25 protein-coding genes, 2 tRNA genes and 1 other RNA gene are annotated in these 25,162 nt (G+C 57.6%); 13 read left to right on the forward strand and 15 right to left on the reverse strand.

Going from position 1 to position 25,162, the window contains the following annotated elements; translation table 11 throughout:
* Positions 1-23: 23 nt before the first annotated feature.
* Positions 24-617, reverse strand: coding sequence for a phosphoribosylglycinamide formyltransferase (purN, locus tag BM069_RS02940; protein ID WP_093320034.1), 594 nt, complete (start codon positions 615-617; stop codon positions 24-26).
* Positions 614-1,663: a phosphoribosylformylglycinamidine cyclo-ligase gene (gene purM, locus BM069_RS02945; RefSeq protein ID WP_093320038.1), complete on the reverse strand. Its 1,050-nt coding sequence runs from the start codon at positions 1,661-1,663 to the stop codon at positions 614-616. Before purM ends, purN begins: the two co-directional genes overlap by 4 nt.
* A gap of 176 nt (positions 1,664-1,839) precedes the next feature.
* Between purM and BM069_RS02950 the strand changes: the two genes are divergently transcribed.
* A tRNA-Ile gene (locus BM069_RS02950) sits at positions 1,840-1,915 on the forward strand.
* A gap of 254 nt (positions 1,916-2,169) precedes the next feature.
* Here the strand turns inward: BM069_RS02950 and BM069_RS02955 are convergent.
* Complete coding sequence (locus tag BM069_RS02955) at positions 2,170-3,474, reverse strand: ATP-binding protein (protein ID WP_093320042.1); 1,305 nt, start codon at positions 3,472-3,474, stop codon at positions 2,170-2,172.
* Between the two features lie 39 nt (positions 3,475-3,513).
* Between BM069_RS02955 and BM069_RS02960 the strand changes: the two genes are divergently transcribed.
* The 5 genes from BM069_RS02960 to BM069_RS02980 all read left to right on the forward strand — a co-directional run bounded on the left by BM069_RS02960 (position 3,514) and on the right by BM069_RS02980 (position 11,182).
* Positions 3,514-4,428: an MBL fold metallo-hydrolase gene (locus BM069_RS02960; RefSeq protein ID WP_093320044.1), complete on the forward strand. Its 915-nt coding sequence runs from the start codon at positions 3,514-3,516 to the stop codon at positions 4,426-4,428.
* Between the two features lie 112 nt (positions 4,429-4,540).
* Positions 4,541-4,615 (forward strand) — tRNA-Asn (locus tag BM069_RS02965).
* A 168-nt stretch (positions 4,616-4,783) separates the two neighbouring features.
* Positions 4,784-6,556, forward strand: a complete 1,773-nt coding sequence (locus BM069_RS02970; protein ID WP_093320047.1) for a carboxyl transferase domain-containing protein — start codon at positions 4,784-4,786, stop codon at positions 6,554-6,556.
* A 173-nt stretch (positions 6,557-6,729) separates the two neighbouring features.
* Positions 6,730-8,097, forward strand: a complete 1,368-nt coding sequence (locus BM069_RS02975; RefSeq protein ID WP_093320049.1) for an efflux RND transporter periplasmic adaptor subunit — start codon at positions 6,730-6,732, stop codon at positions 8,095-8,097.
* 1 nt (position 8,098) lies between these two features.
* Positions 8,099-11,182, forward strand: a complete 3,084-nt coding sequence (locus BM069_RS02980) for an efflux RND transporter permease subunit (RefSeq protein ID WP_093320052.1) — start codon at positions 8,099-8,101, stop codon at positions 11,180-11,182.
* A 33-nt stretch (positions 11,183-11,215) separates the two neighbouring features.
* Here BM069_RS02980 and BM069_RS02985 read toward each other — a convergent pair whose 3' ends face one another.
* Positions 11,216-11,596, reverse strand: a complete 381-nt coding sequence (locus BM069_RS02985) for a hypothetical protein (protein WP_139216121.1) — start codon at positions 11,594-11,596, stop codon at positions 11,216-11,218.
* Between the two features lie 139 nt (positions 11,597-11,735).
* A complete protein-coding gene (locus tag BM069_RS02990; protein ID WP_093320057.1) occupies positions 11,736-12,254 on the reverse strand; it encodes a hypothetical protein in 519 nt (172 codons plus the stop codon).
* Positions 12,255-12,379: 125 nt separating this feature from the next.
* Between BM069_RS02990 and BM069_RS02995 the strand changes: the two genes are divergently transcribed.
* Positions 12,380-12,790, forward strand: a complete 411-nt coding sequence (locus BM069_RS02995) for a SufE family protein (RefSeq protein ID WP_093320060.1) — start codon at positions 12,380-12,382, stop codon at positions 12,788-12,790.
* 60 nt (positions 12,791-12,850) lie between these two features.
* Here BM069_RS02995 and BM069_RS03000 read toward each other — a convergent pair whose 3' ends face one another.
* From BM069_RS03000 to BM069_RS03015, 4 genes are all read right to left on the reverse strand, one after another.
* The gene (locus BM069_RS03000) at positions 12,851-13,078 is read right to left on the reverse strand and encodes a ribbon-helix-helix domain-containing protein (RefSeq protein WP_093320061.1); all 228 of its coding nucleotides are present in this window, start codon (positions 13,076-13,078) and stop codon (positions 12,851-12,853) included.
* The gene (locus BM069_RS03005) at positions 13,075-13,245 is read right to left on the reverse strand and encodes a DUF4169 family protein (protein WP_093320064.1); all 171 of its coding nucleotides are present in this window, start codon (positions 13,243-13,245) and stop codon (positions 13,075-13,077) included. The genes BM069_RS03000 and BM069_RS03005 overlap by 4 nt, the downstream gene beginning before the upstream one ends.
* An 87-nt stretch (positions 13,246-13,332) precedes the next feature.
* Positions 13,333-14,727 (reverse strand): class II fumarate hydratase, encoded by a 1,395-nt coding sequence (fumC, locus tag BM069_RS03010; RefSeq protein ID WP_093321270.1) that lies wholly within the window; start codon positions 14,725-14,727, stop codon positions 13,333-13,335.
* A 130-nt stretch (positions 14,728-14,857) separates the two neighbouring features.
* Positions 14,858-15,328, reverse strand: coding sequence for an SRPBCC family protein (locus tag BM069_RS03015; RefSeq protein ID WP_093320066.1), 471 nt, complete (start codon positions 15,326-15,328; stop codon positions 14,858-14,860).
* Positions 15,329-15,431: 103 nt separating this feature from the next.
* Here BM069_RS03015 and BM069_RS03020 point away from each other — a divergent pair, with 103 nt between their 5' ends.
* Positions 15,432-16,328, forward strand: coding sequence for a LysR family transcriptional regulator (locus tag BM069_RS03020; protein ID WP_093320069.1), 897 nt, complete (start codon positions 15,432-15,434; stop codon positions 16,326-16,328).
* Positions 16,329-16,386: 58 nt separating this feature from the next.
* On the opposite strand, the gene BM069_RS03025 is transcribed toward BM069_RS03020, so the two are convergent.
* The 6 genes from BM069_RS03025 to BM069_RS03050 form a co-directional block, all read right to left on the reverse strand.
* Positions 16,387-16,860, reverse strand: a complete 474-nt coding sequence (locus BM069_RS03025; RefSeq protein WP_093320071.1) for an SspB family protein — start codon at positions 16,858-16,860, stop codon at positions 16,387-16,389.
* 79 nt (positions 16,861-16,939) lie between these two features.
* On the reverse strand, positions 16,940-18,187 hold the full coding sequence (gene chrA, locus BM069_RS03030; protein ID WP_244503509.1) for a chromate efflux transporter: 1,248 nt from the start codon (positions 18,185-18,187) through the stop codon (positions 16,940-16,942).
* Between the two features lie 49 nt (positions 18,188-18,236).
* Positions 18,237-18,662 carry an ester cyclase gene (locus BM069_RS03035; RefSeq protein ID WP_093320074.1) on the reverse strand — a complete coding sequence of 142 codons (426 nt, stop codon included), beginning with the start codon at positions 18,660-18,662 and terminating at the stop codon, positions 18,237-18,239.
* Between the two features lie 148 nt (positions 18,663-18,810).
* Positions 18,811-19,164: a transfer-messenger RNA gene (gene ssrA, locus BM069_RS03040) on the reverse strand.
* A 231-nt stretch (positions 19,165-19,395) separates the two neighbouring features.
* Complete coding sequence (locus BM069_RS03045; RefSeq protein ID WP_093320077.1) at positions 19,396-19,920, reverse strand: hypothetical protein; 525 nt, start codon at positions 19,918-19,920, stop codon at positions 19,396-19,398.
* Between the two features lie 189 nt (positions 19,921-20,109).
* Positions 20,110-20,853: a FadR/GntR family transcriptional regulator gene (locus BM069_RS03050; protein ID WP_093320079.1), complete on the reverse strand. Its 744-nt coding sequence runs from the start codon at positions 20,851-20,853 to the stop codon at positions 20,110-20,112.
* A gap of 88 nt (positions 20,854-20,941) precedes the next feature.
* On the opposite strand from BM069_RS03050, the gene BM069_RS03055 reads away from it, so the two are divergent.
* The 5 genes from BM069_RS03055 (at position 20,942) to acuI (ending at position 25,112) form a co-directional block, all read left to right on the forward strand.
* Positions 20,942-21,703, forward strand: coding sequence for a DUF2182 domain-containing protein (locus BM069_RS03055; RefSeq protein WP_244503510.1), 762 nt, complete (start codon positions 20,942-20,944; stop codon positions 21,701-21,703).
* An 84-nt stretch (positions 21,704-21,787) separates the two neighbouring features.
* On the forward strand, positions 21,788-22,417 hold the full coding sequence (locus tag BM069_RS03060; protein ID WP_244503539.1) for a DUF1326 domain-containing protein: 630 nt from the start codon (positions 21,788-21,790) through the stop codon (positions 22,415-22,417).
* The gene (locus tag BM069_RS03065) at positions 22,417-22,935 is read left to right on the forward strand and encodes a DinB family protein (RefSeq protein WP_244503511.1); all 519 of its coding nucleotides are present in this window, start codon (positions 22,417-22,419) and stop codon (positions 22,933-22,935) included. The genes BM069_RS03060 and BM069_RS03065 overlap by 1 nt, the downstream gene beginning before the upstream one ends.
* The gene (locus BM069_RS03070; RefSeq protein WP_093320084.1) at positions 22,926-24,029 is read left to right on the forward strand and encodes a dimethylsulfoniopropionate demethylase; all 1,104 of its coding nucleotides are present in this window, start codon (positions 22,926-22,928) and stop codon (positions 24,027-24,029) included. Before BM069_RS03065 ends, BM069_RS03070 begins: the two co-directional genes overlap by 10 nt.
* Before the next feature lie 90 nt (positions 24,030-24,119).
* Complete coding sequence (gene acuI, locus BM069_RS03075) at positions 24,120-25,112, forward strand: acryloyl-CoA reductase (RefSeq protein WP_093320087.1); 993 nt, start codon at positions 24,120-24,122, stop codon at positions 25,110-25,112.
* Positions 25,113-25,162: the final 50 nt, after the last annotated feature.

The raw sequence follows: 25,162 nt of genomic DNA on the forward strand, positions 1-25,162 counted from the left end.
TGAAGAATGCAATTACAGCAGGCTCACAGGTCCACACGGGTGGTGTCGCCAGCCGCAAAACGGCGCAGGCAGGCGGGATAAAGTTTGTGTTCTTGCGTCAGGACGCGGGCGGCTAGGGTGTCGGGCGTGTCAGCCGTCTGAACCGTGATGCGGGCCTGTCCGAGGATGGGGCCATCGTCGAGGAGGGGCGTAACCATATGCACGGTGCAGCCATGTTCCGCATCACCGGCTTCGAGCGCGCGGGCGTGGGTGTGCAGACCTTTGTATTTAGGCAGCAGGGACGGGTGAATGTTGAGCATCCGGCCTTCCCAAGGGGCGACAAAGCCTTCGGTCAGAACACGCATGAACCCTGCAAGGCACAAAATGTCGGGAGTCACCTTGTCCAGTTCGGCTTGCAACGCGGCTTCGAACGCGGGGCGGTCGCCTTTGAAGGGGCGATGATCCACTGAGACCACAGGCACGCCCATGGCGGCAGCTTTGGCGAGGCCGCCGGCGTCGGCGGAGTTGGCGAGCACGAGAACGGGTTCTGCCGGGTGGTTCGGGTCGGCCATGTCTTCGACGAGGCGCACCATGTTGGAGCCCCCGCCGGAGATGAAGATGGCGACGCGTTTTTTCACAGGAGCGCGCCTGTGTAGGCGACGCCTTCGCCCGCCACCACTTGGCCAAGGCGGGAAACAGTTTCGCCCTCAGCGGTCAGCAGAGCGGCCAGCGCGTCGGCCTGATCGGCTTCGACAGACAGGATCATGCCAATGCCGGAGTTGAAGGTTTTCAGGATTTCCGCCTGATCCATGTTGCCGGTTGCGGCAAGCCATTGGAATACCGGCGGTAGAGTCCATGTATCAAGGTCGATCTTTGCGCCGAGACCTTCGGGCAGGACGCGGGGCAGGTTTTCGGTCAGGCCGCCGCCGGTGATGTGGGCAAGCGCGTGTACGCCGCCTGCGCGGACGGCTGCGAGGCACTGTTTGACATAGAGGCGGGTGGGGGCGAGCAGGGCGGCGCCAAGGGTCTGGCTGTCGTCCCACGGGCAGGTGTCTTCCCACTTGAGGCCGGAAACCTCGACCAGTTTACGCACCAGCGAGTAGCCGTTGGAATGTACGCCGTTAGAGGCCAGACCAAGAAGCACGTCGCCTTCTTTTACGCCAGCAGGCAGGTCTGCGCCGCGTTCCATCGCGCCCACTGAGAAGCCTGCGAGGTCAAAATCTCCGGCTTCGTACATGCCGGGCATTTCAGCGGTCTCACCACCGATCAGAGCGCAGCCGGACTGATAGCAGCCTTCGGCGATGCCTTCGATGATCCGGGCGGCGGTTTCAGTTTCCAGTTTTCCAGTCGCGAAGTAGTCAAGAAAGAACAGAGGCTCGGCCCCCTGGCACACGAGATCGTTCACACACATCGCCACAAGGTCGATGCCGACGCCGTCAACATTGCCGGTGTCGATCGCGATGCGCAGCTTGGTGCCCACGCCGTCGGTTGCGCCCACGAGAATGGGATCGGAGTAGCCAGCATCCTTGAGATCAAAGAGCGCACCAAAGCCCCCAAGGCCCGCCATTACACCCGAACGATTGGTGCGTTTGGCTGCCGGTTTGATGCGTTCCACAAGCGCGTTTCCTGCGTCGATATCCACACCTGCGTCTGCGTAAGTGATGCCGTTTTTGCCGTCGCTCATTTCCGTAATCCTTGACCGGTGGGTTTGGCGCATTGCCTTACTGCAATGTGACAGCAAAGGGAACCGCTGTATTGTCCCAATGGCGAGGCATTTAGACGCTTTGCGGGACATGCGCTCAAACTTGCCAAAGTGCGCTTGACGCCAGTGGGCGGCTTGCCTAATCACAGTGAGTAGGCGGGCCTGTAGCTCAACGGTTAGAGCAGAGCGCTCATAACGCTTTGGTTGCGGGTTCAAATCCTGCCGGGCCTACCAATTTCCGCTGTTGTCCTGTGACTTGCATTTGTGACGAACCTGAGGATTTGAGGGCGTCGTTCGCCTTGGCTGGCGAAAGACCAGCTAAGAACGCCGCATCGGTTGCAAGAAATGGTGCAAAAAGCGGCCAACGACCGCCGCGCGTTCGGGCCAATCCCGTTCCGATGTTGCCTACCATCCAAATCAAACGCGATGTGCCTCCAGCCAAAACGAAATTTGGAGTGCGTCGCGCGACGGGGATGTAACAGGACGTATTACCGACCAAACACCAGATCCGCGCGCAATCCGCCCAAACGCTCGCTGTCGCGCAGGCGCAGCACGCCGCCGTGGGCGCGCGCGACATCTGCAGCAATGGACAGGCCCAATCCAACGCCCGGACCTTGGTTCTGATTTCGGGCGCTATCGAGGCGGGCGAAGGGTTTCACGGCCTGCTCGCGGTCCGCTTTGGCGATGCCGGGTCCATCGTCCTCAACGCGGATGCGGACTGATTTTTCGGTGATGCGCAGGGACACTTCGGCATAAGTGCCATAGCGAACGGCGTTGCCGATGAGGTTCTCTACCGCGCGGCGCACGGTGCCGGCGCTGATGGAAAAGCTGCCGTCACCTTCGATTTTGTGAAGGGTCACGTTCTGGCCAGCACGGGAACAGCCGTCGACCACCTCGCGCACAAAGGACGCTGCATCCACATCCGCGTGCTCGGTTTCAAAATCGGTGCGCGCGTAGTCGAGAAAGGCGTCGATCATGCGCTGCATTTCCTCGACGTCCTGCTCAAGTTCAACACGTTCGTCGTCTTCCAACATGGAAAGGCTGAGTTTCATGCGGGTCAGGGGGGTGCGCAGATCGTGACTTACACCCGACAACATGAGCGTACGCTGTTCAAAGTAGCGTTCGATCCGGTTGCGCATATCCAGAAAGGCGTTTCCGGCGGCACGGACTTCGACAGCGCCGCCAGGGCTATAGGGGACGCTGCGTCCGCGGCCGAATGCCTCTGCGGCTTTGGCGAGGCGTTTGATCGGGCGCAGTTGATTGCGCATGTAAGCATAGGCGATCACGGTCAGAACAAAGCCGAAGAAAATCATCGTAACAAAGGGCTGGTGAACATTGGCTGGAGAAACACGGCGGCGGTCAAACGTGACAGTCACCGGTGCTGTGTCCAGTTGCAGATGAAGCGTCACAATACGGTCATCACGCAGATGAAGCGCTGTCATGGTCGGGATTTCTTTGCGCAGAACGCGGCCGATGATCAGGCCGGAAAAATCATACCAAAGGCGGGTGTCGGTGTGAGACAGGCTGTCTGGTTTGGACACGGTGATGTCTAGATTCGAAAGAACCCGGTCGAGGCTGTCGGCAGTGGGCGTCGGATCGTTCAACAGGTCGATCACCAGCTGAACCTCGCGGGCGGCGGCGGTCGACATTTGTTGTGTCACGCCTTCAAAATGGCGGCGGAACAGCTGGAAAGACACAGCCACCTGCAACAAAAGCACGGGCAGAATGATGATTAACGCTGCGCGCGCATAGATGCCGCGGGGCATATAGGGTTTGAGCCACTTGAAAGACATGGCTAAACCTTGCCGTGACTGCATCGGGAAGGGAAGAGCATGGACGCGGAAATTCTGGCATTTGACCCGAAGGTTGGGGACGCAGAGGTTTTGGACACCGGATTGCGCCGTGTGTTGGCACCCAATCCCTCGCCAATGACGTTTCGCGGCACCAACACCTATGTTCTGGGCGAGCGCGGGTTGTGTGTGATTGACCCCGGCCCTGATTCCGACGCGCATCTTGAGGCGATTCTGGATGCGGTGGGTGCGGGCCAAAGGATCACCCATGTCGTTGTGACCCATGCCCATGTGGACCATTCTCCGCTTGCGGCGCGATTGGCAGCTGCCGTGGGGTGCCAGGTCTGGGCGTTTGGCGGCCCGCAAGCCGGTCGCAGCGCGGTGATGGCGGATCTGGCTGCGCGGGGCATGGCTGGCGGAGGAGAGGGCGTGGATACCTCATTTGTGCCGGATGTGGTGGTGGCTGAAGGCGATGTGATTGACGGTGATGGCTGGGCGCTTGAGGTCATTCACACACCTGGCCATTTCGGCAACCACATTGCTTTAGCTTGGGGAGATGCCTGTTTTGTCGGGGATCACGTCATGGGGTGGGCCAGTTCTCTGGTGTCGCCGCCAGACGGGGATTTGACAGATTTCATGGACAGTTGCGCGAAACTGAGCGCGCGGGACTGGCGGGTGTTTCATGCGGGCCACGGCGCGCCGATTGAAAACCCGCAACAGCGTTTGGACTGGCTGGTGTCTCATCGTCTTGGGCGGGAGGCAGAGATTCTGGATGCCCTGACGAAAGGATCAGCCACCGCAGAAGGTTTGGCGCGGCAAATCTATACGGAAACGCCTGAGGTGTTGTTGCCCGCAGCAACACGCAATGTTTTTGCTCATTTGGTTGATTTAGCAGGAAAAAACAAATCTTCACCTGTCGGTGAGATGCACGCGGAAGCGGTTTTTGAGCGCCGGTGACAGATTTTTTGCCGAAAAGTGAAAAACTTGAAAAAAGGCTCTGGACGTCCCCGAACACCGTGGCTATACAGCGCCACATCTTCAGAAACACAGTGCTTCTGAGATAAGATGTTCCGGCGTAGCTCAGCGGTAGAGCAGTTGACTGTTAATCAATTGGTCGTAGGTTCGATCCCTACCGCCGGAGCCATAAAAAGCCCTTAAGTCGTAAAGACTTGAGGGCTTTTTTGCTTTTGGCACCTTTTGGCTTTTCTCACGCTCTTGCCAATTCTTAATGTGACGTCGCGAAATGAGCTTTGCGTGGTCCGTGCATCATCGCGCATGATCGTGAGGCCGTTTGAGCGCGAGGAGGGGCACCGTGAAAACAATCAAATCAGACAATCCAGCCATTGTGAGTGACGTGCGCGTCGCGGAGGGCGACGAGATTGCAAAAGGCGCGGTGCTGGTTGTGACGGAACTGATGAAGATGCAGCATGAAATTCGCGCGACAGAAAGCGGCGTTGTGGCGGCCGTGCATGTGACGGCTGGACAGGAACTCGCCGAGGGCGACCGCCTGGTGACGTATTCGCCGCAATCCGTGACGCAATCTGCTGTGAACACCAAAGAGACAGAGGCGCGGCCTGAGTTCGCTGAGTATGAGGCGCGGCGGGCATTGCTCGAGGATGGCGCGCGTCCGGAGGCCGTGGCGCGGCGTCACGCGGCGGGACTGCGGACGGCGCGGGAAAACATCGACGATCTTTTTGATGCGGGTAGTTTTACCGAATACGGCGGCTTCGCGGTTGCCGCCCAGCGCAGCAAGCGACCGCTTGATCAACTGCAAAGCCGGACCCAAGGGGACGGTATCATTTGCGGCACGGGCCTTGTGAACGGGCGGCCTGTGGCGGCGATGGCGGTGGATTACACCGTGTTGGCGGGCACCCAGGGTTACAATCACCATCGCAAGATGGACCGGCTTATCGCGGTGGCCAAGGAGGGGGAGCTGCCGATCGTGCTTTTTGCCGAGGGCGGCGGTGGCCGACCGAACGATTGTGACGTGGCGGGCATGATGGTGGCAGGGTTGAATGTGCCTTCGTTTCGGCATTTTGCGGCGCACAAGGGGCCAAAAATTGGGATCGTGACGGGGCTGTGTTTTGCGGGAAACGCCGCGTTGTTTGGAGTGTGTGATGTGCGCATCGCCACAACCAACAGTTGGATCGGAATGGGTGGTCCGGCGATGATTGAGGGCGGTGGGCTTGGCGTTGTAGATGCGCGTGAGATCGGGCCATCGGAGGTGCAGGTTGCCAACGGTGTGATTGATCACCTGACGCAGGATGAGGAAGGCGCAGTGGCCGTCGCAAAAACCCTGTTGGGGCTGCATGACGCTTCAGGTGATGTTGATCCGTCAGGTGAGGCGCCGCGCACTGTTGTCCCAGCGGACCGCACGCGTGCTTATGACATGCGAGATGCAGTTGCGACCTTGGTGGACGCTGACAGTTTTCTGGAACTGCGGCGGGGATTTGGCACCGGCATGATCACGGGGTTTGCGCGCGTACATGGACGTGCGGTTGGGGTTCTGGCGAATAATCCGCTTCATATTGGTGGAGCGATTGATGCGGCGGCCGCTGACAAAGGCGCGCGGTTTCTACAACTGTGTGATGCTTGGGGGCTTGCGGTGGTGACGCTGTGCGACACGCCGGGGTTCATGGTGGGACCGGAGATCGAGCAAACCGGACAGGTGGCGCATGTGTCGCGCCTATTCCTTGCAGGAGCGCATTTTTCGCAACCGATGGTCACAGTGATTTTGCGAAAAGCCTATGGGCTGGGCGCCATGGCAATGGCGGGTGGCGGATTTGACCGGCCGAACCTGTGTTGCGCTTGGCCGACAGGCGAGGTCGGGGCGATGGGGCTTGAGGGGGCGGTGCGTCTTGGGCATCGGGACCATCTGGCGGCGATTGAGGATCCAGCGGAGCGCGAGGCGGAATATCAGCGATTGGTGGCCAAGTTGTATGAGAACGGCAAGGCTCTCAATGCGGCAAGTTTGCTAGAGTTTGACACGGTTATTGATCCGGCGGACACACGTGCAGAAATCACACGGGTTTTTGCGGTGGCTGGGCCCGCTGAGCCGTCGGGGCGCTATGTAGATGCTTGGTAGGGGGCATGCGCCGCTGTGAGCGGCAGTGTCGGCAATCTATCGCCGCGTTGACCTCATGCGGTTGCATGGGTCATGCTTCCGGCAATACTTAAATTGCCTTGGCCGCGACGGAAGTCATCCGCATCGCCGTATAATGCCAATTGCCTGCTCACCCAGATCCGATAGGTCCTCGTATGAATCTCCGCCCGTTGATGATTGTCCCGCCCCTTGCGTTTGCAGTTGGCGGGTTTCTTTGGATGACGCAGGAGCGCGCGCAGGATGTGACGCGTTCAGGAGAGGCCGCGCTTGCGGTGCGGGTCATGGAAATCGCGCCGCGCTCTGTGGTGGCGGAGGTGACGGGATACGGTCACGTAACGCCGGAACATGAATGGTCAGCGGTGGCTGAGGTTCAGGGGCGGGTCGATGCGATTCCAGGATCGCTTGCAGAAGGAAGCGTCGTCGAAAAGGATGCTGTGCTGATTGCGATTGATGTCACGGACCACGAACTGTCCCGTCAGAAGGCCGAAGCGAACATTACGGCAGTCGAGGCGCAGCTTCGCGAAATCGCACGCCAAGAGCAAAATACCAAACGCTCGCTTGAGTTGGAACAGCAGACACTTGAGGTGGCACGAGCAGAATTCGAACGGATTTCAGAACTGGTGGAGCGCGGCGCTTCCACTCAGGCGACGCTGGACACCGTACAGAAAACCCTGTTGTCGCAAAGCAATGCGGTTCTGAGTTTGGAGAATGCGTTGGCGCTTTATCCTTCGCAAACGGACAGTTTGCAGGCCACATTGGCGGTGCGCCAGTCCGAGTTGCGCGAAGCCGAGCGGGCGATCGAGAAAGCCACAATCCGTGCGCCATTTAAGGGGCGGGTGTCCCAAATCAACGTTGAGGTCGGGCAGTTCGCACGCGCGGGCGACACATTGCTGACTTTGGATGACACGTCCGCGGTAGAAGTCATTGCTGAAATACAGCCATCTGCCTTTGTCCCGATTTTCACTGCCGCGCGTGAGGTGATGACGATGGACAGCAACGAAAACGGCGGACGGTTTGATACCTCCAGAGCGGTGGAATTCCTGAGCGCGGCGGAAGTGTCGGCGGAGGTTCGGCTTTCGATTGGCGGGTACGAAATGCGCTGGCCGGCAGAGCTGGTGCGGATGCGGGGCACGCTGGACAAGGAAACGTCGACCATCGGCATGGTCGTTCGGGTGAAGGATCCGACGATAGGGGACGCGGAAATGCGGCGGGCGCGGCTGGACAGCGGGGCATTTGCCGCTGTGGATTTCCGCACCAAACCAATTCCGGAGACCATCGTCGTGCCGAGAACCGCTGTGCGCTATGACGACGAGGGGGGCACGTTTGTCTATGTCGCGGACCAAGACAACCGTCTGGCGGCAGTGGATGTGCGTACCGGGCCTGCCATCAGCGGGGATGTTCTGATCCTTGGAGGGCTGTCTACGGGGGACCGGCTTGTGTTAAGTGAGCCGTCGCCACCGGTGATCGGCATGGCGCTGGACCCGATAGTGGTGCCTGCGACCGCTGACACCGGAGACCAGTGATATGCTGGAATGGTTTGTGCGCCACCCTGTGGCTTCCAATCTGTTGATGGCGATCATCTGCATTTTGGGCATATCAACAGTTGCAGGCATTGAGCGGGAAACATTTCCCGAGATCACACCCAAAAGCGTTCTCGTGTCCGTTGTTTATCCCGGGGCGTCGGCCGTGGACGTCGATGAAGAGATCTGTGTGCGTCTGGAAGATGCAATCACAGGCACCGACGGGTTGGCCGAATTCGATTGTTTGTCACTTGACGGGCGCGGCTCAGCGACGGTGGAGTTGGAGAACGGCGGGGACATTCTGCAGTTTTACAACGATGTGTCTTCGGCGGTGTCCGGCATCAACGATTTCCCCAGCGCCGCGGAAACTCCGGCCATTGAACGCGGAGGTATGACCGAGCTGATCAACATGGTCGCGGTGTCCGGGATCAACGGCAAAAAGGCCCTGTTGGAATACACCGACGAGTTGGCAAACCGTTTGCAGGCAATTTCCGGCGTGACGGAGGCCACGGTGTCAGGGCTTACCGACCGAGAGTTGCGCGTGACCTTTGATCAGGAGGCCTTGAGACGCTACGGGCTGTCCTCACAGGACGTTGTGGACGCGATCAATGCGCGCTCTTTGCAGCAGCCTCTAGGCGATGTGCGCACAAGCGAAAAAAGCCTTGTATTGCGTTATGCGGACGTGCGCCGGTCGGTACATAGTCTTGAGGATCTGATTGTCCTGCAAAACCAGAATGGCGGTATCGTGCGGTTGCGCGATCTCGCCACCGCCCGCTTTGTCGATAGTGACGAGGACATTCAGAGCTTCATTGACGACTCTCCCACCGCGATCATCCAGATCATGAAGGCCAGCGATGGCGACTCGATCACGATTTTCCAGCAGGTGGAGGCAATTCTCGAAGAAGAGCGGGCCAAATATCCCGCGCCCTTCAAGCTGACGGTGATCAACAATCTGACGGAAATCGTCGAAGAACGCCTGTCACTCATTCTGGGCAACACTGCCAAAGGATTGGTGATGGTGTTTGCAGTGATGTGGCTGTTTTTCACCCTCAAGGAAGCGCTGTGGATTTCGGCGGCTTTGCCGGTGTCGTTCCTTGGCGGGCTTTATTTGATGAACATGTTCGGTCTGACCATCAACATGATGACCTTGATCGCGCTGTTGATGGCGGTTGGGTTGATCATGGACGATTCCATTGTCATTGCCGAAAACATTGACAAATGGCGCAGCCGTGTCGGGCCTCGCGAGGCTGCTTGGAGAGGCACTAAGGAAATCATGCCGGGGGTCTTGTCGTCTTTTCTGACGACGGCCTGTGTGTTTGGGCCGCTGATGTTTCTGGAGGGCGATTTTGGGGAAATCCTGCGCTATGTGCCGATGGTGTTGTTGTTGACGCTTGCGCTGTCGCTTGTGGAGGGGTTTTTGATCCTGCCGCATCACCTGAGCCACCCCAGCAAATCGGTTTCAAAAGATCCCGAGTCGCGACCGGCTGCCAGAGCTTTGGCGGTGGTGCGCGAGCGGGTGGTGATACCGGTTGCGGCGTTTCTGGCGCGGGTGCGGTATTTGACCGTCGGCACCGTGATCGGGGCGTTGATCCTGTCCATCGGCTTGATTGTTTCGGGACAAATCAAAGTGGTCGGGTTTCCGGAAATCGAAGGCGACACGATTGAGGCCAAGCTGGCGCTTACCTCTGGCATCAGTCAGGAGCGCACCATTGATAGCGTGGAGCAGATATTGGCGGCGTTGGAGGTTGTCGACGCGCGGTTTTCAGAAAATACCGTCGAGCAGCAGCCCTTGGTTGAGCGTGTTCTGGTGCGATATGGCGCCAACAGCAACGTGAAAGACAACGGCTCCAATACTGCGACCGTCACTGTCGATTTGCTGGCCGCCGCCCAGCGCAACGCGAGCTCGGAAGAGATTTTGCGGGCGTGGCGCATGGAAACCGGAAACCTGCCCGACATGCTACAGTTGAGCTTCCGGCAGGCGGAAATGGGACCGGGCGGCAATGATATTGACATCGACATCGCGGGGCGCAATCCGGCCGAGGTCGAGGCGGCGACCACAGAATTGCTGACACGGTTGCGGTCCCGCACGGACGTGAAGGAGGCTTATAGCGATCTTTATGGCGGGCGGCAGGAAGTGAACCTGACGTTGACCGAATACGGCTATTCGGTCGGGCTGACGCCGCAGGCCTTGGCGACGCAGTTGCGTCAAGCCTTTGAAGGTGCGGAAACCGACAAGTTCCACATTGGTGCCTCAAGCGTGAAAGTGCAGGTACAGCTTGGCGATACGATCTCGAACCTGACGGAGCTGGAGACTTTTCCGGTGACAGTTGGCGACGGCAAGCACGCGGCGTTGATTGCGGTGGCCGATATGAACCTGGCGGCTTCTTATCCGACGTTGACCCGCAAGGATCGGCGCATTGTGGCCAATGTTGTAGGTCAGATTGACCGCGAGGCCACGACCTCGGTGGAGATTGGCAATTTTGTGATGAATGAGGTCGCGCCGGACCTGAAGGCGGATTTCCCAGATGTCACGGTGTCAATTGGCGGCGCCTCGGAAGAACAGCAGAAATCGCAGGCCTCAATCATGTCCAAGCTGATGCTTGGGCTGGTGGGTGTCTATATGGTGCTGGCATTCCAGTTCCGCAGCTATACGCTGCCGGTTGTGGTGATGCTCTCCATTCCTTTTGCCTTGATCGGGACCATTATGGGCCACTGGATCATGGGGCTGGACTTGTCGATGCCGAGCTTTATCGGCTTTGCCTCTCTGGCAGGGATTGTGGTGAACAACGCCATCCTGTTCCTGACGTTTTTCCAATCCAACCTGAACGAGGAAAATCACGTTGCAGCCGCCCTGGATGCGGTGCGCGCGCGGTTCCGGCCCGTTCTATTGTCTACCGGAACCACGATTGCAGGGTTGTTGCCGTTGATAGCGGACGGCAGCCCGCAGGTTCAGACGATGGTGCCGCTGGTGGTCAGCGTGGCCGCGGGTTTGGCCGCGTCGATGATCCTTGTGGTGCTGGTGTTGCCGTCCATCCTGAGCATCTATTTCGACATCTTTTCTGTGAAGAAATGGGTGGCGAAGTTTTGATGACGCCCAACCTTGGAAAGTAAAAGACTATGGCTACTTTCGCGCCAGCCGTTTGTCCCACATGAAGGCGGTGATTGGCGATTGCTTTTCAATTTCTTTGTGCGCCACCCAGCATTTGTTGTCGGGCGCTCCGGGCGCAAAGCTGACACCGTAGGTAGATTCGTACTGCTTTTCGGCAATCGCAACCTGTTCGGCAATCGCGTCTTTGCCACCTTGGAAATACCGAGCACGGTTCAGTTTGTCTGACATCAAGTCTTTGGAATAGCGGTTGAACTCTACTTCGTCGCAGGTCTCGCTGATGGGGGCAATAATCGCAATCTGACCGGACAGGACCACAGCCGACGTCTTGTTTGCCCCCTTGTAGGCGGTGGTTTCGATATATTCCCAGACGCTGAGAGTGGGATTATGTGCCACCTTGGGTCCAACCGACGGGAGTTGGGGAGACGCACAGGCAGAGAGCAAGTAAAGCCACTGCGGCAAGAGGCGCTTTCATGGGGTCGTTCTAAAGATTTAGAGAAAAATTATTTTGTCAAATCGGGCCTGAAAGATCAGGTTATCGACGGGTTTCGCGGGCGTTCTGAGCGGCGACCACGCGGATGGTGCGCACATTGGAAAGCTGTTCGGTTGTCAAAACGTGGGCAACGGTGACTTCGCGCGATTGCTGGGAGCCGCCGGTATAACCGCCTTTGGGGTGTACCCCCAAAAGGTTGTAAGTCAGCACGCCATTGACCGGCTCACCCTCGTTTTGAGGGTCAAGTTTGAGGCTGTGAACCCCGTGAATGTTGGAAACACCGACCACTTCGATCATCGCGCCTTCGGGAATGCGGTGAACTTTGACGGAGGCCACTTGAGACAGGATTGTTCCGGCATAGACCGGTTCAGGACGCTTGGAGAAGATGCCCTTATTCTCTGTGTTGCCGCCGTTTGGGACCAACGGATTGATTTCGCCTTCGGCTTCAGACGTGGCCTGAACCTCGGTGTCATTCCCGAACCAGTTGATCGGGTTGTAACGCGATTGGCATGCAGTCAGCGTTAGAGTCGCGAGCAAAAGGACGGACAGGGCAGTGCGCATCGAAAAGGCCTCGTTGTTTGTCTCTTGGGTTAACCCATTAGGGGGCGGTTGAAAAGTGTGTTTGACGGGCTGGACGTTTCGGAGAACGGGGCTTAACTCGGAGAGGGCAAGAAGGAGTGCGGTCAATGGCAAGCGAAGCATTTGAAGAAATCGTTGAGGATTTCGAATTTATCGAGGATTGGGAAGACCGCTATCGCTATGTGATTGAGCAGGGCAAAGATATGCCGGCGCTGGATGAGGCGCTTCGGGTGCCTGCCACCAAGGTGGATGGCTGCGCTTCGCAGGTCTGGTTGCATCCCAGCATCGAGGGCGGTGTGTTTTCCTTTGACGGCGCGTCGGATGCGATGATCGTCAGCGGATTGATTGCAGTGCTGCGCAAGCTTTATAACGGTTTGGCGGTGTCTGACGTGCTTGAGGTGGATGCCCGCGCCGAGATGGAACGGCTTGGGCTCAATGAGCATTTGTCGTCGCAACGCTCCAACGGTTTGCGCGCGATGATTGAACGCATTCGTCTGGTGGCTGGCGAGGCGGTTTAAGCGCCCGCGCGGGCGCTTGCCTTCGGCGTGAGTATTTTTACAAGCAAGAAAACTGGATGCTTAGACCCGAGCAGCGCGCGTGCGGTAGTGGTTGAGCACATATAGGCGGATTGCTGACGCAAGCCCGGCATTCAGATCGCGCTGCGCATCAATTTCGGCAGCTAGTGCGTTGATTGCGATGTCTTTTTCTTCGGCGATATCGCGGAAGGCGCGCCAAAAGTCATCCTCAAGGCTGACGCTGGTGCGGTGGCCTTTGAGCGTGAGGGAACGTTTTATGGGGCGGCTCATTCTTGTTCTTTGCCGTCCAGATCGCGCTGCGCTTTGTCTGCGCGGGCCTCTTCCAGAGATTTCTGCGCCTTGGTGCGACCGAATTTCACGGCGTTCTCGTCGGCCTTAGCCTTTTGTTCAGCCTGCGCCTTGGCTTTGCGGAATTTGTTGAGGTTCACCACGGTCATGGCGGGAGTTTGCCCGCAAGGAGCGCAAAAGAAAAGAGGCGACCCGCAAGGTCGCCTCTGATCCTGACATTCTGTCATACGAGGGTATCAGTCTTTGGGGCCGATCATTTGTTCGGGACGTACAACCGCGTCAAAAGTGGCTTCGTCCACAAACCCCAGCGCGATGGCTTCTTCTTTGAGGGTGGTGCCGTTTTTATGCGCGGTCTTGGCCACCTTGGTGGCGTTGTCATAGCCGATGGTTGGTGCAAGGGCTGTGACCAGCATCAGCGATTCTTTCATCAGCTTTTCGATGCGCGGTTCGTTGGCCTGAATGCCGTTAAGCATGCGCTCGGTGAAGCTGTCGGCGACATCGCCCAAAAGCTGCATGGATTGCAAAAGGTTGTAGGACATCATCGGGTTGTAAACGTTGAGCTCAAAGTGACCCTGAGAACCCGCAAAGGTCATGGCGGCGTTGTTGCCCATGACGTGCGCGGCGACTTGTGTCATCGCTTCGGCCTGTGTCGGGTTCACTTTGCCTGGCATGATTGACGATCCAGGCTCATTCTCGGGCAAGATCAGTTCACCAAGACCGGAGCGCGGACCGGAGCCGAGGAAGCGGATGTCGTTGGCGATTTTGTACATGGAGCCAGCAACCGTCGCGAGCGCACCGGACATGAAGACCATCGCGTCATGTGCGGCGAGCGCTTCGAATTTGTTGGGTGCGGTCACGAAGGGCAGGCCGGTGATTTGGGCCATGTTGGACGCCACAGCTTCGCCCCAACCGTTTTGAGTGTTCAGACCGGTGCCGACTGCGGTGCCGCCTTGGGCCAGCTCATAGATGCCCGGCAGGGCGGCCTCGACGCGGGCGATGCCTTGGCGGATTTGGTGGGCGTAGCCGCCAAATTCCTGACCCAGCGTGAGCGGGGTGGCGTCTTGGGTGTGGGTGCGGCCGATTTTGATGATGTCTTTGAACTCTTCCGACTTGGCCTCAAGCCCTTCGGCCAGCTTGGTCAGGCCGGGGAGCAGTACGTCGCGTACGGTCATTGCGGCGGCAATGTGCATCGCGGTCGGGAATGTGTCGTTGGAGGACTGACCCATGTTGCAGTGATCGTTGGGGTGTACGGGGTCTTTGGAGCCGATGACGCCGCCGAGGATTTCGATCGCACGGTTGGCGATGACTTCGTTGGAGTTCATGTTGGACTGTGTGCCAGAGCCGGTCTGCCAGACCACCAGCGGGAAATTGTCGTCAAATTTGCCGGCGACCACCTCAGATGCGGCTTGAATGACGGCGTCAGCGATTTTTGCGTCCATCTTGCCGGTGGCTTTGTTCTGCATGGCGCAGGCCTGTTTGATCACGCCCAGCGCGCGCACGATGGCGACGGGCTGTTTTTCCCAACCGATGGGGAAGTTCATGATCGAGCGCTGCGTTTGCGCGCCCCAGTACTTGTCGGAAGGAACCTCAAGCGGGCCAAAGCTGTCGGTTTCGGTGCGGGTATCTGCCATCATGACCTCCGGTGTTTGATTTAGAGGTGTTCTAGCGCACGGGGCGGGAAGATCAATACTGTATACCGTGGGATACCGCTAACAGCGGCGATCAGCGGGCCACAAATGGTCGCAGCCCGCGTTTTGAGAACTAGGCGGCGCGGGCAACTGTCTCGCCGCGCTCAACATAGGCCTTGTTGGCCTCAACCACTTTGCCGAGAAGTTTGCGGAACTGAGGTTTCATCAGTGGCAACATCAGACGGCCAAGCAGGCCGTATTTGGGCACGAATTCCATCTTGAAGTGAAGGTCAGTGCGGTTGGGACCGGTTTGGCGCATGTCGATGGTGGCAAAATTTTCTTTGAGAGGAAACGTCCCGTCAAAGATTTCGACCTTCATACGCTGGTAGGGTTTGTATTCGACGATGCGTTCTTGAATGTAGTTTTTGCCGTCGGTCAGTGTGCATTGCCGTTCCGCGCCAAGTCCCGTGGTTTGCGAACCGTCCAACAAAAAGGAACGGCTGAGGTTGGGGTTGAACTTCTCAATGTGACCATAGTCGTCCCACGTTTTCCAAACGTCTTCGACCGAGGCGTTGATGGTGGTTTGAACGGTGATTTCGGGCATGATGTTTCTCCTCCTGTTGTGAGATAGAGATAAGTGTCTATATTTTGTGTCGGAACCGCATCTTTTGTGACGCTGTGGTTCAAAAACGAGACAGGAGCCCGTGATGGATTGGTCAGCGATGCCGTATTTTCTGGCTGTTGCGAGGGAAGGCAGTTTGCGCGCGGCGGCGCTCACTCTTGGGGCAACCCATGCGACAGTGGATCGTCAGGTCAAAGCGCTTGAGAGCTCTTATGGCGTTCGGTTGTTTGACCGCACGCGGGGAGGGATGAGCCTGACGTTGGCGGGGGAGAGTTTGTTACCGTTGGCCGAAAGTGCCGAGGATGCGATGAACGGTGCCAAGGCTCGGGTGCTTGGGCTGGATCAGGAGGCGCAAGGCACAGTCAAAGTCTCGGTCCCACCGGTCTTGGGGTTTGATTTTCTGCCTGAAATTTTTGGCGCCTTTTCTGAGGCTTACCCCGATATCAAACTCGATATTACCGTCACGAACAAATTTGAGGATCTCAACCGCCTGGAAGCTGATGTGTCCATTCGCGTGGCCTATGATGTCACTGAGGATGTGGTCGGGCGCAAGCTGGCGCAGACGGGAATCGGGATCTATTGCAGCCAACGGTATTTGGAAAGCAAAGTGCCACACGCGGGGCCGCAGGGTGAGGGGCTGGATTGGGTGGCTTGGACGGACACGGATGATGTGCAGCGGTGGGCCTCAAAGACGCCCTATGCAAAGGCCAATGCACGGCATGTAGCGCGTGAAGTCGTGATGCAAAAAGAGATGATCCGCGCAGGGATGGGGTTTGGCTATCTTCCGGCCACATGCGTCTACGGGGAACCGGATTTTGTCCAGATGCCCAAAACAACCATCGATGCCAATCGGTGGATCTGGTTATTGATGCACGGAGAATTGCGCAAAACCGCGCGGGTGCGGCGGTTCGTTGATTTTATGGGACAAGAGATCAGGGCACGGCGGAAGATCATTTCCGGCGAAGACACGGGCGCGACGTGACATCTGGCGCCGGTCAGTAACCAGCTGCGGATTCTAAGGCTTTGATAAAGCTGCGGACTTATTTCCGGAAGCTGTCCAGCGAGACCACTTCTGCATCTTTGCGTGGCTCTTCTTCGACTTCGGCGATGACAATATCGTCTTCGCTTTCTTCCATCAGGTCATCTTCGTCAGTTTCGTCGTCCTGAGTTTCAAACCGCAGGCCGAACTCCACGGAGGGATCAACGAATGTTTTGATGGAATCATAAGGGATGTAGAGAGGTTCCGGATTGTCACCAAAATTGAGAGTGATGGCGAACCCTTCGTCTGTGACACGCAACCCGTCATACCAATGTTGCATGACAACCGTCATTTCGCCGGGATAGCGATCAGAGAGCCATGGGGCGATGTCCACATCAGGATGCTGCGTATCAAAGGTGATGAAGAAGTGGTGATCACCGGGCAAGCCGTTGGCCTCCACATCCGTGAGCACATCTTGAATAAGCGCGCGCATGGCGCGATGCATCAGGTTTCCATAGTCGATCGTGCGGGACATGGTTCTTCTCTTTGAATGACGTGCCTTTAGCATAGAAGATTCGGCAAGAAACGGAAGGTGGCTGCGTGAATTTTGCCGACTAGAGCAGTCCTATGCCGAGACCGGCCAGAGCACAGAGGGCAAGTGTGAACAGAAGCGAGCGTTTGGCCGCAAACATCAGCAAGAGTGCAAGCAAGGTGAGCGCGGCGGCGGTTGTGTCCAGAGAGGTCAGTTTCGGGATTGGGCCGAAGGATGTTTCGATGGTTTCGGCGAACAAAAGCGTGACAGTGAACCAAAGGCCAAGGTTGGCGATCACGCCAACAACAGCCGCGGAAATGCCGGACAAGGCCGAGGCAAGCCGAGGGGCCGCGAGTATGCGCTCAACATGCGGGGCGCCGGCAAAAATCCATAGAAAACAGGGCGCAAAGGTACACCAGAGAGCGGTGAAGCCAGCCGCAAGACCGAGAAGTGGGCCGCCTTGTTGAAGGCCTGCGAACGTGGCCACAAATTGGGTCACGAGGATAAGTGGGCCAGGGGTTGTTTCGGCCAGCCCCAAGGCATCCATCATTTGATCTGTGCTGAGCCAGCCGAAATCCTGAACCACGGTTTGCACCATATAAGCCAGGACCGCATAGGCCCCGCCAAATGTCACAACGGCCAGTTTGGAGAAGAAAACCGCGACGTCTTGAAGGAAGGGGGCGTCCATTGAAAAAAGTAGCGCAACGGGCGTGAGCCAAAGTGTGGCCCAGATCAGAATTGTGCGAATGGTGTGCGAGGCCTCTGTGGGTGAGGCAGGTGATGCAGCTGGAGGCGCGTCGTTTTTCAGAAACATGCCTATCGCGGCGGCGAGACCAATAACCGCAGGAAAGGGCAAAATCCCGCTGAGCAGGGTCGCAAAGCTTGCGATTGCGATCAGCCGGTTGGGCCAAGAGGTGAGGATTTTGCCGGACAAACGCACCAGCGCCTGCAAGATAATGGCGACAACCGTGGCTTTGACACCGAGAAAGGCGGCGGACAGCAGCGGGGTGGTGCCAAAGAGCGCATAAACCCAAACCAGGCCGAAGATCACCATGGCGCCTGGCAGGACAAATAGAAGCCCTGCGATCAGGCCGCCAAGAGTGCCACGCAGTTTCCAGCCGCAAAACGTGGCGAGCTGCATGGCCTCGGGACCGGGAAGCAGCATGCAAAATGACAGCGCGCCCAGAAACTCTTTTTCCTCAAGCCATGCTTTGTCATCCACAAGGTGTTGGTGCATCAGGCCAATCTGTGCGGCGGGACCGCCGAAAGACATAAGCCCAATGCGCCCAAAGGTGGCTATCATTTCGGAAAAAGGGACGCGTGCGTTCATGATGCCCTCGCTAGAGAGCCTGACGGCAAAATCAAGAGATTCTTGGCGGCTAGGCGATCTTTTGCCCTGTTAGGCCCAGTTCGAGGGAGTGCGGGGGCAGGGCGCCAAGCTGTTCAAAAAACGACAGAAAGTCGAAGGCATTGTAAGCTTCGACGATTTTGGAGCCGTTGAAACGACATGTGAGTTGTCCGTATCCGGAAACTGGCGATCCGGTTTTGGGATTGGTAGCGCGCGTTGAGGTAAGGGCGGAAACCCAGTCGCCTTCCTCGATGACTTTGTCGACGCTTACTTCGACATTATCGATCAGTGCGCGAAACATCGGAACAAGTGTTTTGAAGTCATCCTGACCAACGGAAAAATCCGGCAGGAGGCCTTCGGCCTCAGTGGCGACGGTGAAGTGTTCGTCAATGGCTGTAAAATCCATATCGATCCAAACCCGTTGATACCAATCCTCGATGATGTGTTTTCTGGACATGCTTTGCCTGTGTTCCTGCGTTTGCAGGCACCCTAGATCGAAAGGGTTATCGAAACGTAACCGCGCGATCAGGCCGCACCGCTGTGGTGGACACAGAAACAGCGCTTGATGTCTGTTTGAAAATAAATTGTCTCTTTTGAGGGGGGTAGGTGCAGGTTTCTGTTGCCAGGTACCTGCGAACCCCGCCCTAGGTCGCTAAACCTAAGGAGTTAAGTTTCGGCGACATTTACAGCTTACGCTGCAACTGCCATTGCCGGAGCACGATTGTCATTTGCAATTGTACAAGTTTCGCCGATAACGGTGGCAGACAGCCGAAACAAAGCTAACTTCTTTAGACGTCCGTCGATCCTGTTTCGTCCCCATGATCCCCAAATGAAGGATGTTTGGTGGAGACGCCGGGTACCGCCCCCGGGTCCGATCCGTTTATTACAAGCGCGTTTATGTCCATAGTCCCCGAGGGAACATCTTCTAGATAAGCGTGCATCCGGCGAGTCGCAAGGCTTTGTGAAAAAGGCCGCAATTACTGTGTCTGTGCAGCGTCGGTATAACGTCGGTATCGCGTCGGTGCACTTTTGCGAAAAGACGCCGGCGTTGTGTACGATCAGTCGCCGCACGCCGACGCATGTGGTGAATTCGGAGACGATGCTGACATCAGGCGCAACTAGGTTGGGCTTACCGCACAGCGTTGGGAGGCGATTGACCGCTCCCCAACGCAGGGTTGATGTAGGAAGCTCTATTTCGTTTCGATCTTAAGAAGCTTCGTCCAGCCTTTTTTGCCGTCACGAGTCCAGTGGCGCATCTGAAACAGATTGTAGTCGGTCAAAGTGCCTTTGATCGTGCGCTTGGAGACAGATGGTTTCATCTGGAGCGATTTGGAGTCCAGTTTCAGGGTGGTTTCCGTGATCGTGGAGGAAAAGTTCGTTCCGTTGAGCGTGGTGGAATACGTGTAGAGGGTTTTCAACTTCATGCGCCGATTGCCGATCACAATCCCATCGCCTTTGGTTGAGCTCATAGTGCATTTGCCAACAATGCGTGCGCAATGAAAAGGCGTGTAGTCAACATCTTGGCTGGACAGTTTCTTGTATTCCGATTTTACAAGATATCCGTCTTTGTTGTAGAAATCCGAGCGCCGGTATTTCTTTTCATCCGGAATAAAGCGCACATCAATCCGGTGGTATTTGCCTTTTTTGCCAACATAGGTTCCCACCCATTTGGGGCCTTGGCTGCTTTCATAGTGGAGTTTTGTCCCGCGGGGCATCGATTTAAAATCTATGCCGAAATTTTGAGCGAAGCTTGCACTGGCCGTTATGCAGAGTGCCACGGCAGCGAATAGAGTATTTCTGAAATTCATAGTTGGTCCGTAGTTATCGTTATGCGTGCATAAACAATCGGATAAACACAGAGATCAAGTTTGTTTTTCGGCGCGTTCGCTCCGGTGGTTTTCTCCTTAATCCGCGTTGTTGGACCGCTTCGCGCGGGCTTCCATCGCCTGACGACCAAGGGTCAAGGTGTAGTGTGACAGTTCCGCAAGTGTCGTGTCGGCTTTGGCGCCGTCTTGGCCCTCAAGCGCGTCTGCGATTTGGGTGTGCAGGGCTATGATCTGATCGCGGTCGCGTTGGGTGAACGTGATCATGTTCATCAGGGGCTGCATCGCCTCGACGGCACCGGCAAGTTGATAGGACAGAACGGGATTTCCGGCACCGTCCACAAGGGCGCGGTGGAAGGCAACATCGCTGTCGCAGAAGCGTTCGTCGGACAGGCCCGGTTGGCCTTGCCGGTGGATTTCCGCGCGCATGGTGGCGAGATTGTCCGGCGTGCGACGTTCGGCGCAGAGCGGGGCGCAGGCGCGTTCTAGGGCAAAGCGCGCTTCGCAGGCGGTTTCGAAATCCACGGCGTTCATAGAAAGTAAAAGCGTGGATGTCGTGACATGCTGCGCTTGTGCCTCGTCATAGCTGAGGCGGCGGACAAAGGCGCCGCCCGTGGCACCGCGTTGGGTGCGGATCAGGTTCTGGGCCGCCAGCCGTTTCAGGGCCTCGCGGACGGTTGAGCGGGACACATCAAACTGGTCACATAGCTCGGTTTCCGACGGCAGGCGTTCGTCCACTATCATATCGCCGCTCACGATGGCGTCGCGGATTGCCTTGGCGATTTGGGCAGAGAGATCGGCGGAGCTTTTGGGGTCAATTTTCATTTGTCTGACATTTAGTGTTTGCGGTGCCTTTAATTGTCTGACATTTTAAATCGCATAACGTGAGTCGCGGCAAGGGAGGATCGCCGGGATGGTCGCAGATCGTATCCGTTCCATGACTGGCTGGCACTGGATTGTGCTGTTTGGCGGGGTGCTTTTTGCCTGGGCCGCGGTCTTTGCAATGGCGGTTCCGGCCGAGATGCGCCAGCTTGGCGCGATCTATGGCGCGGATTTTTGGGAAAGCCTGTGCACGATCACGCCGGATGCGGGGGGGTATTTCCGTCTTCTTGCGATGTGGATTCTGATGTCGGCGGCGATGATGGCCCCGACGGCGTTGCCGGCCTTTGCCGCCTATGAAGACTTAGCTGCACAGACGGATGACGCGGATTTTGGCAAGCTGGTGGCAGGGTATCTGGTGATTTGGATCGGATTTTCGGTGGCAGCGGCGGGTCTTCAGTTGATGCTGTTTCAAGTGGGTCTGATCGGGACCCTGGGCGAAAGCCGGTCGGCGTTGTTCTCGGCTGTTTTGCTCGCAGGGGCAGGGGCTTACCAGTTTTCTGCTCTGAAAGAGTCCTGTTTGAGCAAGTGCCGAATGCCGGTGACGTTTTTCATGGCCCACTGGAACGAAGGCCCTTGGCGCAACGGAATACGGCTTGGCGCAGTGTGTCTGGGGTGTTGCTGGGCGCTGATGCTTTTGGGCTTTGTCGGGGGCGTGATGAACATCGCGTTCATGGGGCTGGCCACAGTGATCATGGTTTTCGAGAAATTGCCCGACATAGGCCGTTATGTAACGCGGCCGCTCGGGTTTGTGTTGATTGGTGCTGCGGCCTTTGTTGCCGTGGGTGCCTTGTGAAATTGGGATATCTGAGGAGGATCCGTCATGGCGAGTGATCGCATTGAAGTGGCAGCAAAGATCGACAACCGCCATCCGGCGGCGATGAAATCGGGGTTGGGCACAATTCCGTGGACCATCAAAGGCGAGCTGGTGCTGAACTGTAACTGTACCGTTTTTTGTCCCTGTGTGGTCAGCCTTGGCATGCACCCGCCGACCGAAGGCCACTGCCAGACCTGGGGCGGTGTGCGGATTGACACTGGCGAGTACGGCGACGTCGATCTGTCGGGCTTGAACATCGGTTTGTTGATCGAAATTCCGGGCATGATGAGCCGTGGCAACTGGAAAGTTGGTCTGTTCATTGACGACCGCGCGACAGATGCGCAGTTCAACGCGCTGGTTGATATTTTCTCTGGCAAGGCCAAAGGCACCACGGGGCTGTTCTCGGTTCTGGTGGGCGAGATCGTTGGCGTAGAGCGTCAGCCAATTCAGTATATCAACGAAGGCAAAGAGCGCCGTATCACTGTGGGTCGCAAGATCGACGGCGTTGTCTATCCGGTGGAAGGCAAAAACGCCGATGAGGAGATCATGATCTCCAACACCAAATACTGGATGGGTCCGGATATCACCGTGGCGACTGCGTCCAAAGGTCGGGTGCGTGCGTTTGGCCGTGTCTGGGATTTTGACGGGCGCTCCGCCGAGATCTGTCAGATTGACTGGCACGGTCCTCGTTGATGGACGTGACGCCCGAATATTGCCAGATGATGGCAAAGTACAACGCCTGGCAAAACAGTCAGGTGCGGGCGGCCTGTGAAAAGTTGACCGAGGCAGAGTTGCGCGCGGATCGAGGCGCGTTCTTTGGCTCGGTTATGGCGACGCTGAACCATGTTCTGTGGGGTGACACCCTGTGGATGAGCCGCCTTGAAGGCGGCGCGGGGCCAGCGGTGACAGCACAGAACCATGCAGACATTTGCCCGACCTTTGCGGTCTGGTCGCAGGAACGCAGTCGGATGGATCAGCGGATTTTGCAGTGGGCGGATCGGGTGAAAGACGCGGACCTGAGCGGCGATCTTCAGTGGCATGCGGTGATGCTGGGCAAAGATATGGCCAAGCCGATGGGGCTTTGTGTCGTGCATATGTTTAATCATCAGACCCATCACAGGGGTCAGATACATGCAATGTTGACTGGGTTGGGCCGTGATCCTGGAGATACTGACCTTGTTTTGATGCCGGAGGGCAAGTCATGGCATTGATTTCACCATCCCGCCGATTGCGGCGAACACCTTTTTCCGACGGCGTCGAAGCGGCGGGAGTCAAAGCCTATACGGTGTATAACCGCATGCTTTTGCCGACCGTGTTTCGATCAGTGGAGGAAGATTACCGCCACCTTAAGGATGCCGTGCAGATATGGGACGTTGCGGTTGAACGTCAGGTTGAACTGCGCGGTCCGGATGCGGGGCGTTTGATGCAAATGCTGACGCCGCGGGATTTGCGCAAGATGCAGCCCGGTCAGTGTTTTTACGTGCCGATTGTCGATGAGACCGGCGGAATGCTGAACGATCCGGTGGCCGTGAAGCTGGCCGAGGATCGCTGGTGGATCTCCATTGCCGACAGCGATTTGTTGTTTTGGGTCAAAGGCATCGCCTATGGTTATCGGCTTGACGTGTTGGTTGATGAGCCGGACGTCAGCCCCTTGGCGGTGCAGGGCCCAAAGGCGGATGAGCTGATGGCGCGAGTGTTTGGCGACGCGGTGCGTGATGTCAGGTTTTTCCGCTTTGGCTGGTTTGAATTTCAGGGACGCCCATTGGTGGTCGCGCGGTCGGGATATTCCAAACAGGGCGGGTTTGAGATCTATGTTGAGGGGAGTGACCTTGGCATGCCGCTTTGGAATGCGTTGATGGAAGCCGGCAAGGATTTGGACGTGCATGCGGGCTGTCCCAACCTGATCGAGCGGATCGAAGGCGGGTTGCTTAGCTATGGTAATGACATGACCGACGACAACACGCCGCATGAATGCGGGCTTGGTCGGTTCTGCAACACCAACACCGCCATTGGCTGTGTCGGGCGGGATGCTTTGTTGCGGGTGGCGCAAGAAGGGCCGGTGCGGCAGATCAGGCCTGTGGAAATTCACGGCGCACCCGTGCCGCCCTGTGACCGGTTGTGGCCGGTGATGGACGGGGATCAGCACGTCGGCAACATCAGCAGTTCGGCGTTTTCACCGGATTTCAACACTAACGTGTCGATTGGCATGATCCGTATGACGCATTGGACTGCCGCCACGGAAGTGGATGTTGTGACGCCGGACGGGGTGCGGGCTGCGACGGTGTATGAAGCCTTTTGGCAATGAGGAATTGGACTGCCGCCGGATGCCTCCGGCGGGAGTATTTTTGCAAGAAAGAAGCCGGAGGCAGGGCCGCTGGCGCAAGGGAGAGATGAGATGTTCAAAGCACTGATGATGGAGCAAAACGACGAGGGCCTGGCGAGCGCGGTGATCAAGGAGATCGACGAGGGTGCGCTGCCTGAGGGCGATGTGACGGTGGCGGTCGACTATTCCACCGTAAACTACAAAGACGGTTTGTGCCTGTCGCCCAAAGGCGGCGGTCTGGTGCGGAAGTATCCGCATGTGCCGGGCATTGATTTTGCGGGCACCGTCGAGGCATCAAACGACGACCGCTATAAAGCGGGCGACAAGGTTGTTTTGACCGGCTGGCGTGTAGGCGAGGCCCATTGGGGCGGCTATGCGCAGAAAGCGCGTGTGAAGGCGGATTGGTTGGTGCCCTTGCCGGCAGGTTTGACACCGGCGCAGGCGATGGCGGTTGGGACCGCAGGATTTACGTCGATGTTGTCTGTGATGGCGCTTGAGGACCATGGGTTGAAGCCCGGCAACGGGCCGGTTCTGGTGACGGGCGCTGCGGGCGGCGTTGGGTCCGTGGCGGTCGCGATTTTGGCAAACCTCGGCTATGAGGTGGCCGGTGTCACGGGGCGTCCGGAAAGTGGCGAGTACCTGAAATCTTTGGGCGCAACGCAGATTGTTGCACGAGAAGAGTTGAATGAAACGGTGAAGCGTCCGCTGGAGAGCGAAACCTGGGCCGGATGTGTCGATGCCGTAGGCGGCGCGATGCTGGCGCGCGTGCTGGGGCAAATGAAATACGGGGGCTCTGTGGCGGCTGTGGGTCTGGCTGGCGGCGCGGGTCTGCCGGCGACGGTCATTCCGTTCCTGCTGCGCGGTGTGAACCTGTTGGGCATCGACAGCGTCATGCAGCCGTATGACAACCGTCTGCGCGCCTGGGAGCGGATCGCCAAAGACCTGCCGATGGACAAGCTTGAGGCGATGGTGAAGCCGGCAACGCTGTCCGATCTGCCCGGTTTGGGGGCAGATATCCTCAAGGGACAGGTGCAGGGCCGCGTTGTGGTTGACGTCAACGCCTGAGCAGGCAACAAATCACGGCAACGGCGGGTGAGGAAACTTGCCCGCCTTTT

Origin of the sequence: Shimia haliotis, assembly GCF_900114415.1 — a bacterium.
Lineage (GTDB): Bacteria > Pseudomonadota > Alphaproteobacteria > Rhodobacterales > Rhodobacteraceae > Shimia > Shimia haliotis.

What these genes read in the sequence shown, in the direction of transcription:
- purM (WP_093320038.1), bottom strand. Translation starts at nt 1,663, where the DNA reads ATGAGCGACGGCAAAAACGGCATCACTTACGCAGACGCAGGTGTGGAT.
- BM069_RS02955 (WP_093320042.1), bottom strand. Translation starts at nt 3,474, where the DNA reads ATGTCTTTCAAGTGGCTCAAACCCTATATGCCCCGCGGCATCTATGCG.
- BM069_RS02960 (WP_093320044.1), top strand. Translation starts at nt 3,514, where the DNA reads ATGGACGCGGAAATTCTGGCATTTGACCCGAAGGTTGGGGACGCAGAG.
- BM069_RS02975 (WP_093320049.1), top strand. Translation starts at nt 6,730, where the DNA reads ATGAATCTCCGCCCGTTGATGATTGTCCCGCCCCTTGCGTTTGCAGTT.
- BM069_RS02980 (WP_093320052.1), top strand. Translation starts at nt 8,099, where the DNA reads ATGCTGGAATGGTTTGTGCGCCACCCTGTGGCTTCCAATCTGTTGATG.
- BM069_RS02990 (WP_093320057.1), bottom strand. Translation starts at nt 12,254, where the DNA reads ATGCGCACTGCCCTGTCCGTCCTTTTGCTCGCGACTCTAACGCTGACT.
- BM069_RS02995 (WP_093320060.1), top strand. Translation starts at nt 12,380, where the DNA reads ATGGCAAGCGAAGCATTTGAAGAAATCGTTGAGGATTTCGAATTTATC.
- BM069_RS03000 (WP_093320061.1), bottom strand. Translation starts at nt 13,078, where the DNA reads ATGAGCCGCCCCATAAAACGTTCCCTCACGCTCAAAGGCCACCGCACC.
- BM069_RS03005 (WP_093320064.1), bottom strand. Translation starts at nt 13,245, where the DNA reads ATGACCGTGGTGAACCTCAACAAATTCCGCAAAGCCAAGGCGCAGGCT.
- fumC (WP_093321270.1), bottom strand. Translation starts at nt 14,727, where the DNA reads ATGGCAGATACCCGCACCGAAACCGACAGCTTTGGCCCGCTTGAGGTT.
- BM069_RS03015 (WP_093320066.1), bottom strand. Translation starts at nt 15,328, where the DNA reads ATGCCCGAAATCACCGTTCAAACCACCATCAACGCCTCGGTCGAAGAC.
- BM069_RS03020 (WP_093320069.1), top strand. Translation starts at nt 15,432, where the DNA reads ATGGATTGGTCAGCGATGCCGTATTTTCTGGCTGTTGCGAGGGAAGGC.
- BM069_RS03025 (WP_093320071.1), bottom strand. Translation starts at nt 16,860, where the DNA reads ATGTCCCGCACGATCGACTATGGAAACCTGATGCATCGCGCCATGCGC.
- chrA (WP_244503509.1), bottom strand. Translation starts at nt 18,187, where the DNA reads ATGAACGCACGCGTCCCTTTTTCCGAAATGATAGCCACCTTTGGGCGC.
- BM069_RS03035 (WP_093320074.1), bottom strand. Translation starts at nt 18,662, where the DNA reads ATGTCCAGAAAACACATCATCGAGGATTGGTATCAACGGGTTTGGATC.
- BM069_RS03045 (WP_093320077.1), bottom strand. Translation starts at nt 19,920, where the DNA reads ATGCCCCGCGGGACAAAACTCCACTATGAAAGCAGCCAAGGCCCCAAA.
- BM069_RS03050 (WP_093320079.1), bottom strand. Translation starts at nt 20,853, where the DNA reads ATGAAAATTGACCCCAAAAGCTCCGCCGATCTCTCTGCCCAAATCGCC.
- BM069_RS03055 (WP_244503510.1), top strand. Translation starts at nt 20,942, where the DNA reads ATGGTCGCAGATCGTATCCGTTCCATGACTGGCTGGCACTGGATTGTG.
- BM069_RS03060 (WP_244503539.1), top strand. Translation starts at nt 21,788, where the DNA reads ATGAAATCGGGGTTGGGCACAATTCCGTGGACCATCAAAGGCGAGCTG.
- BM069_RS03065 (WP_244503511.1), top strand. Translation starts at nt 22,417, where the DNA reads ATGGACGTGACGCCCGAATATTGCCAGATGATGGCAAAGTACAACGCC.
- BM069_RS03070 (WP_093320084.1), top strand. Translation starts at nt 22,926, where the DNA reads ATGGCATTGATTTCACCATCCCGCCGATTGCGGCGAACACCTTTTTCC.
- acuI (WP_093320087.1), top strand. Translation starts at nt 24,120, where the DNA reads ATGTTCAAAGCACTGATGATGGAGCAAAACGACGAGGGCCTGGCGAGC.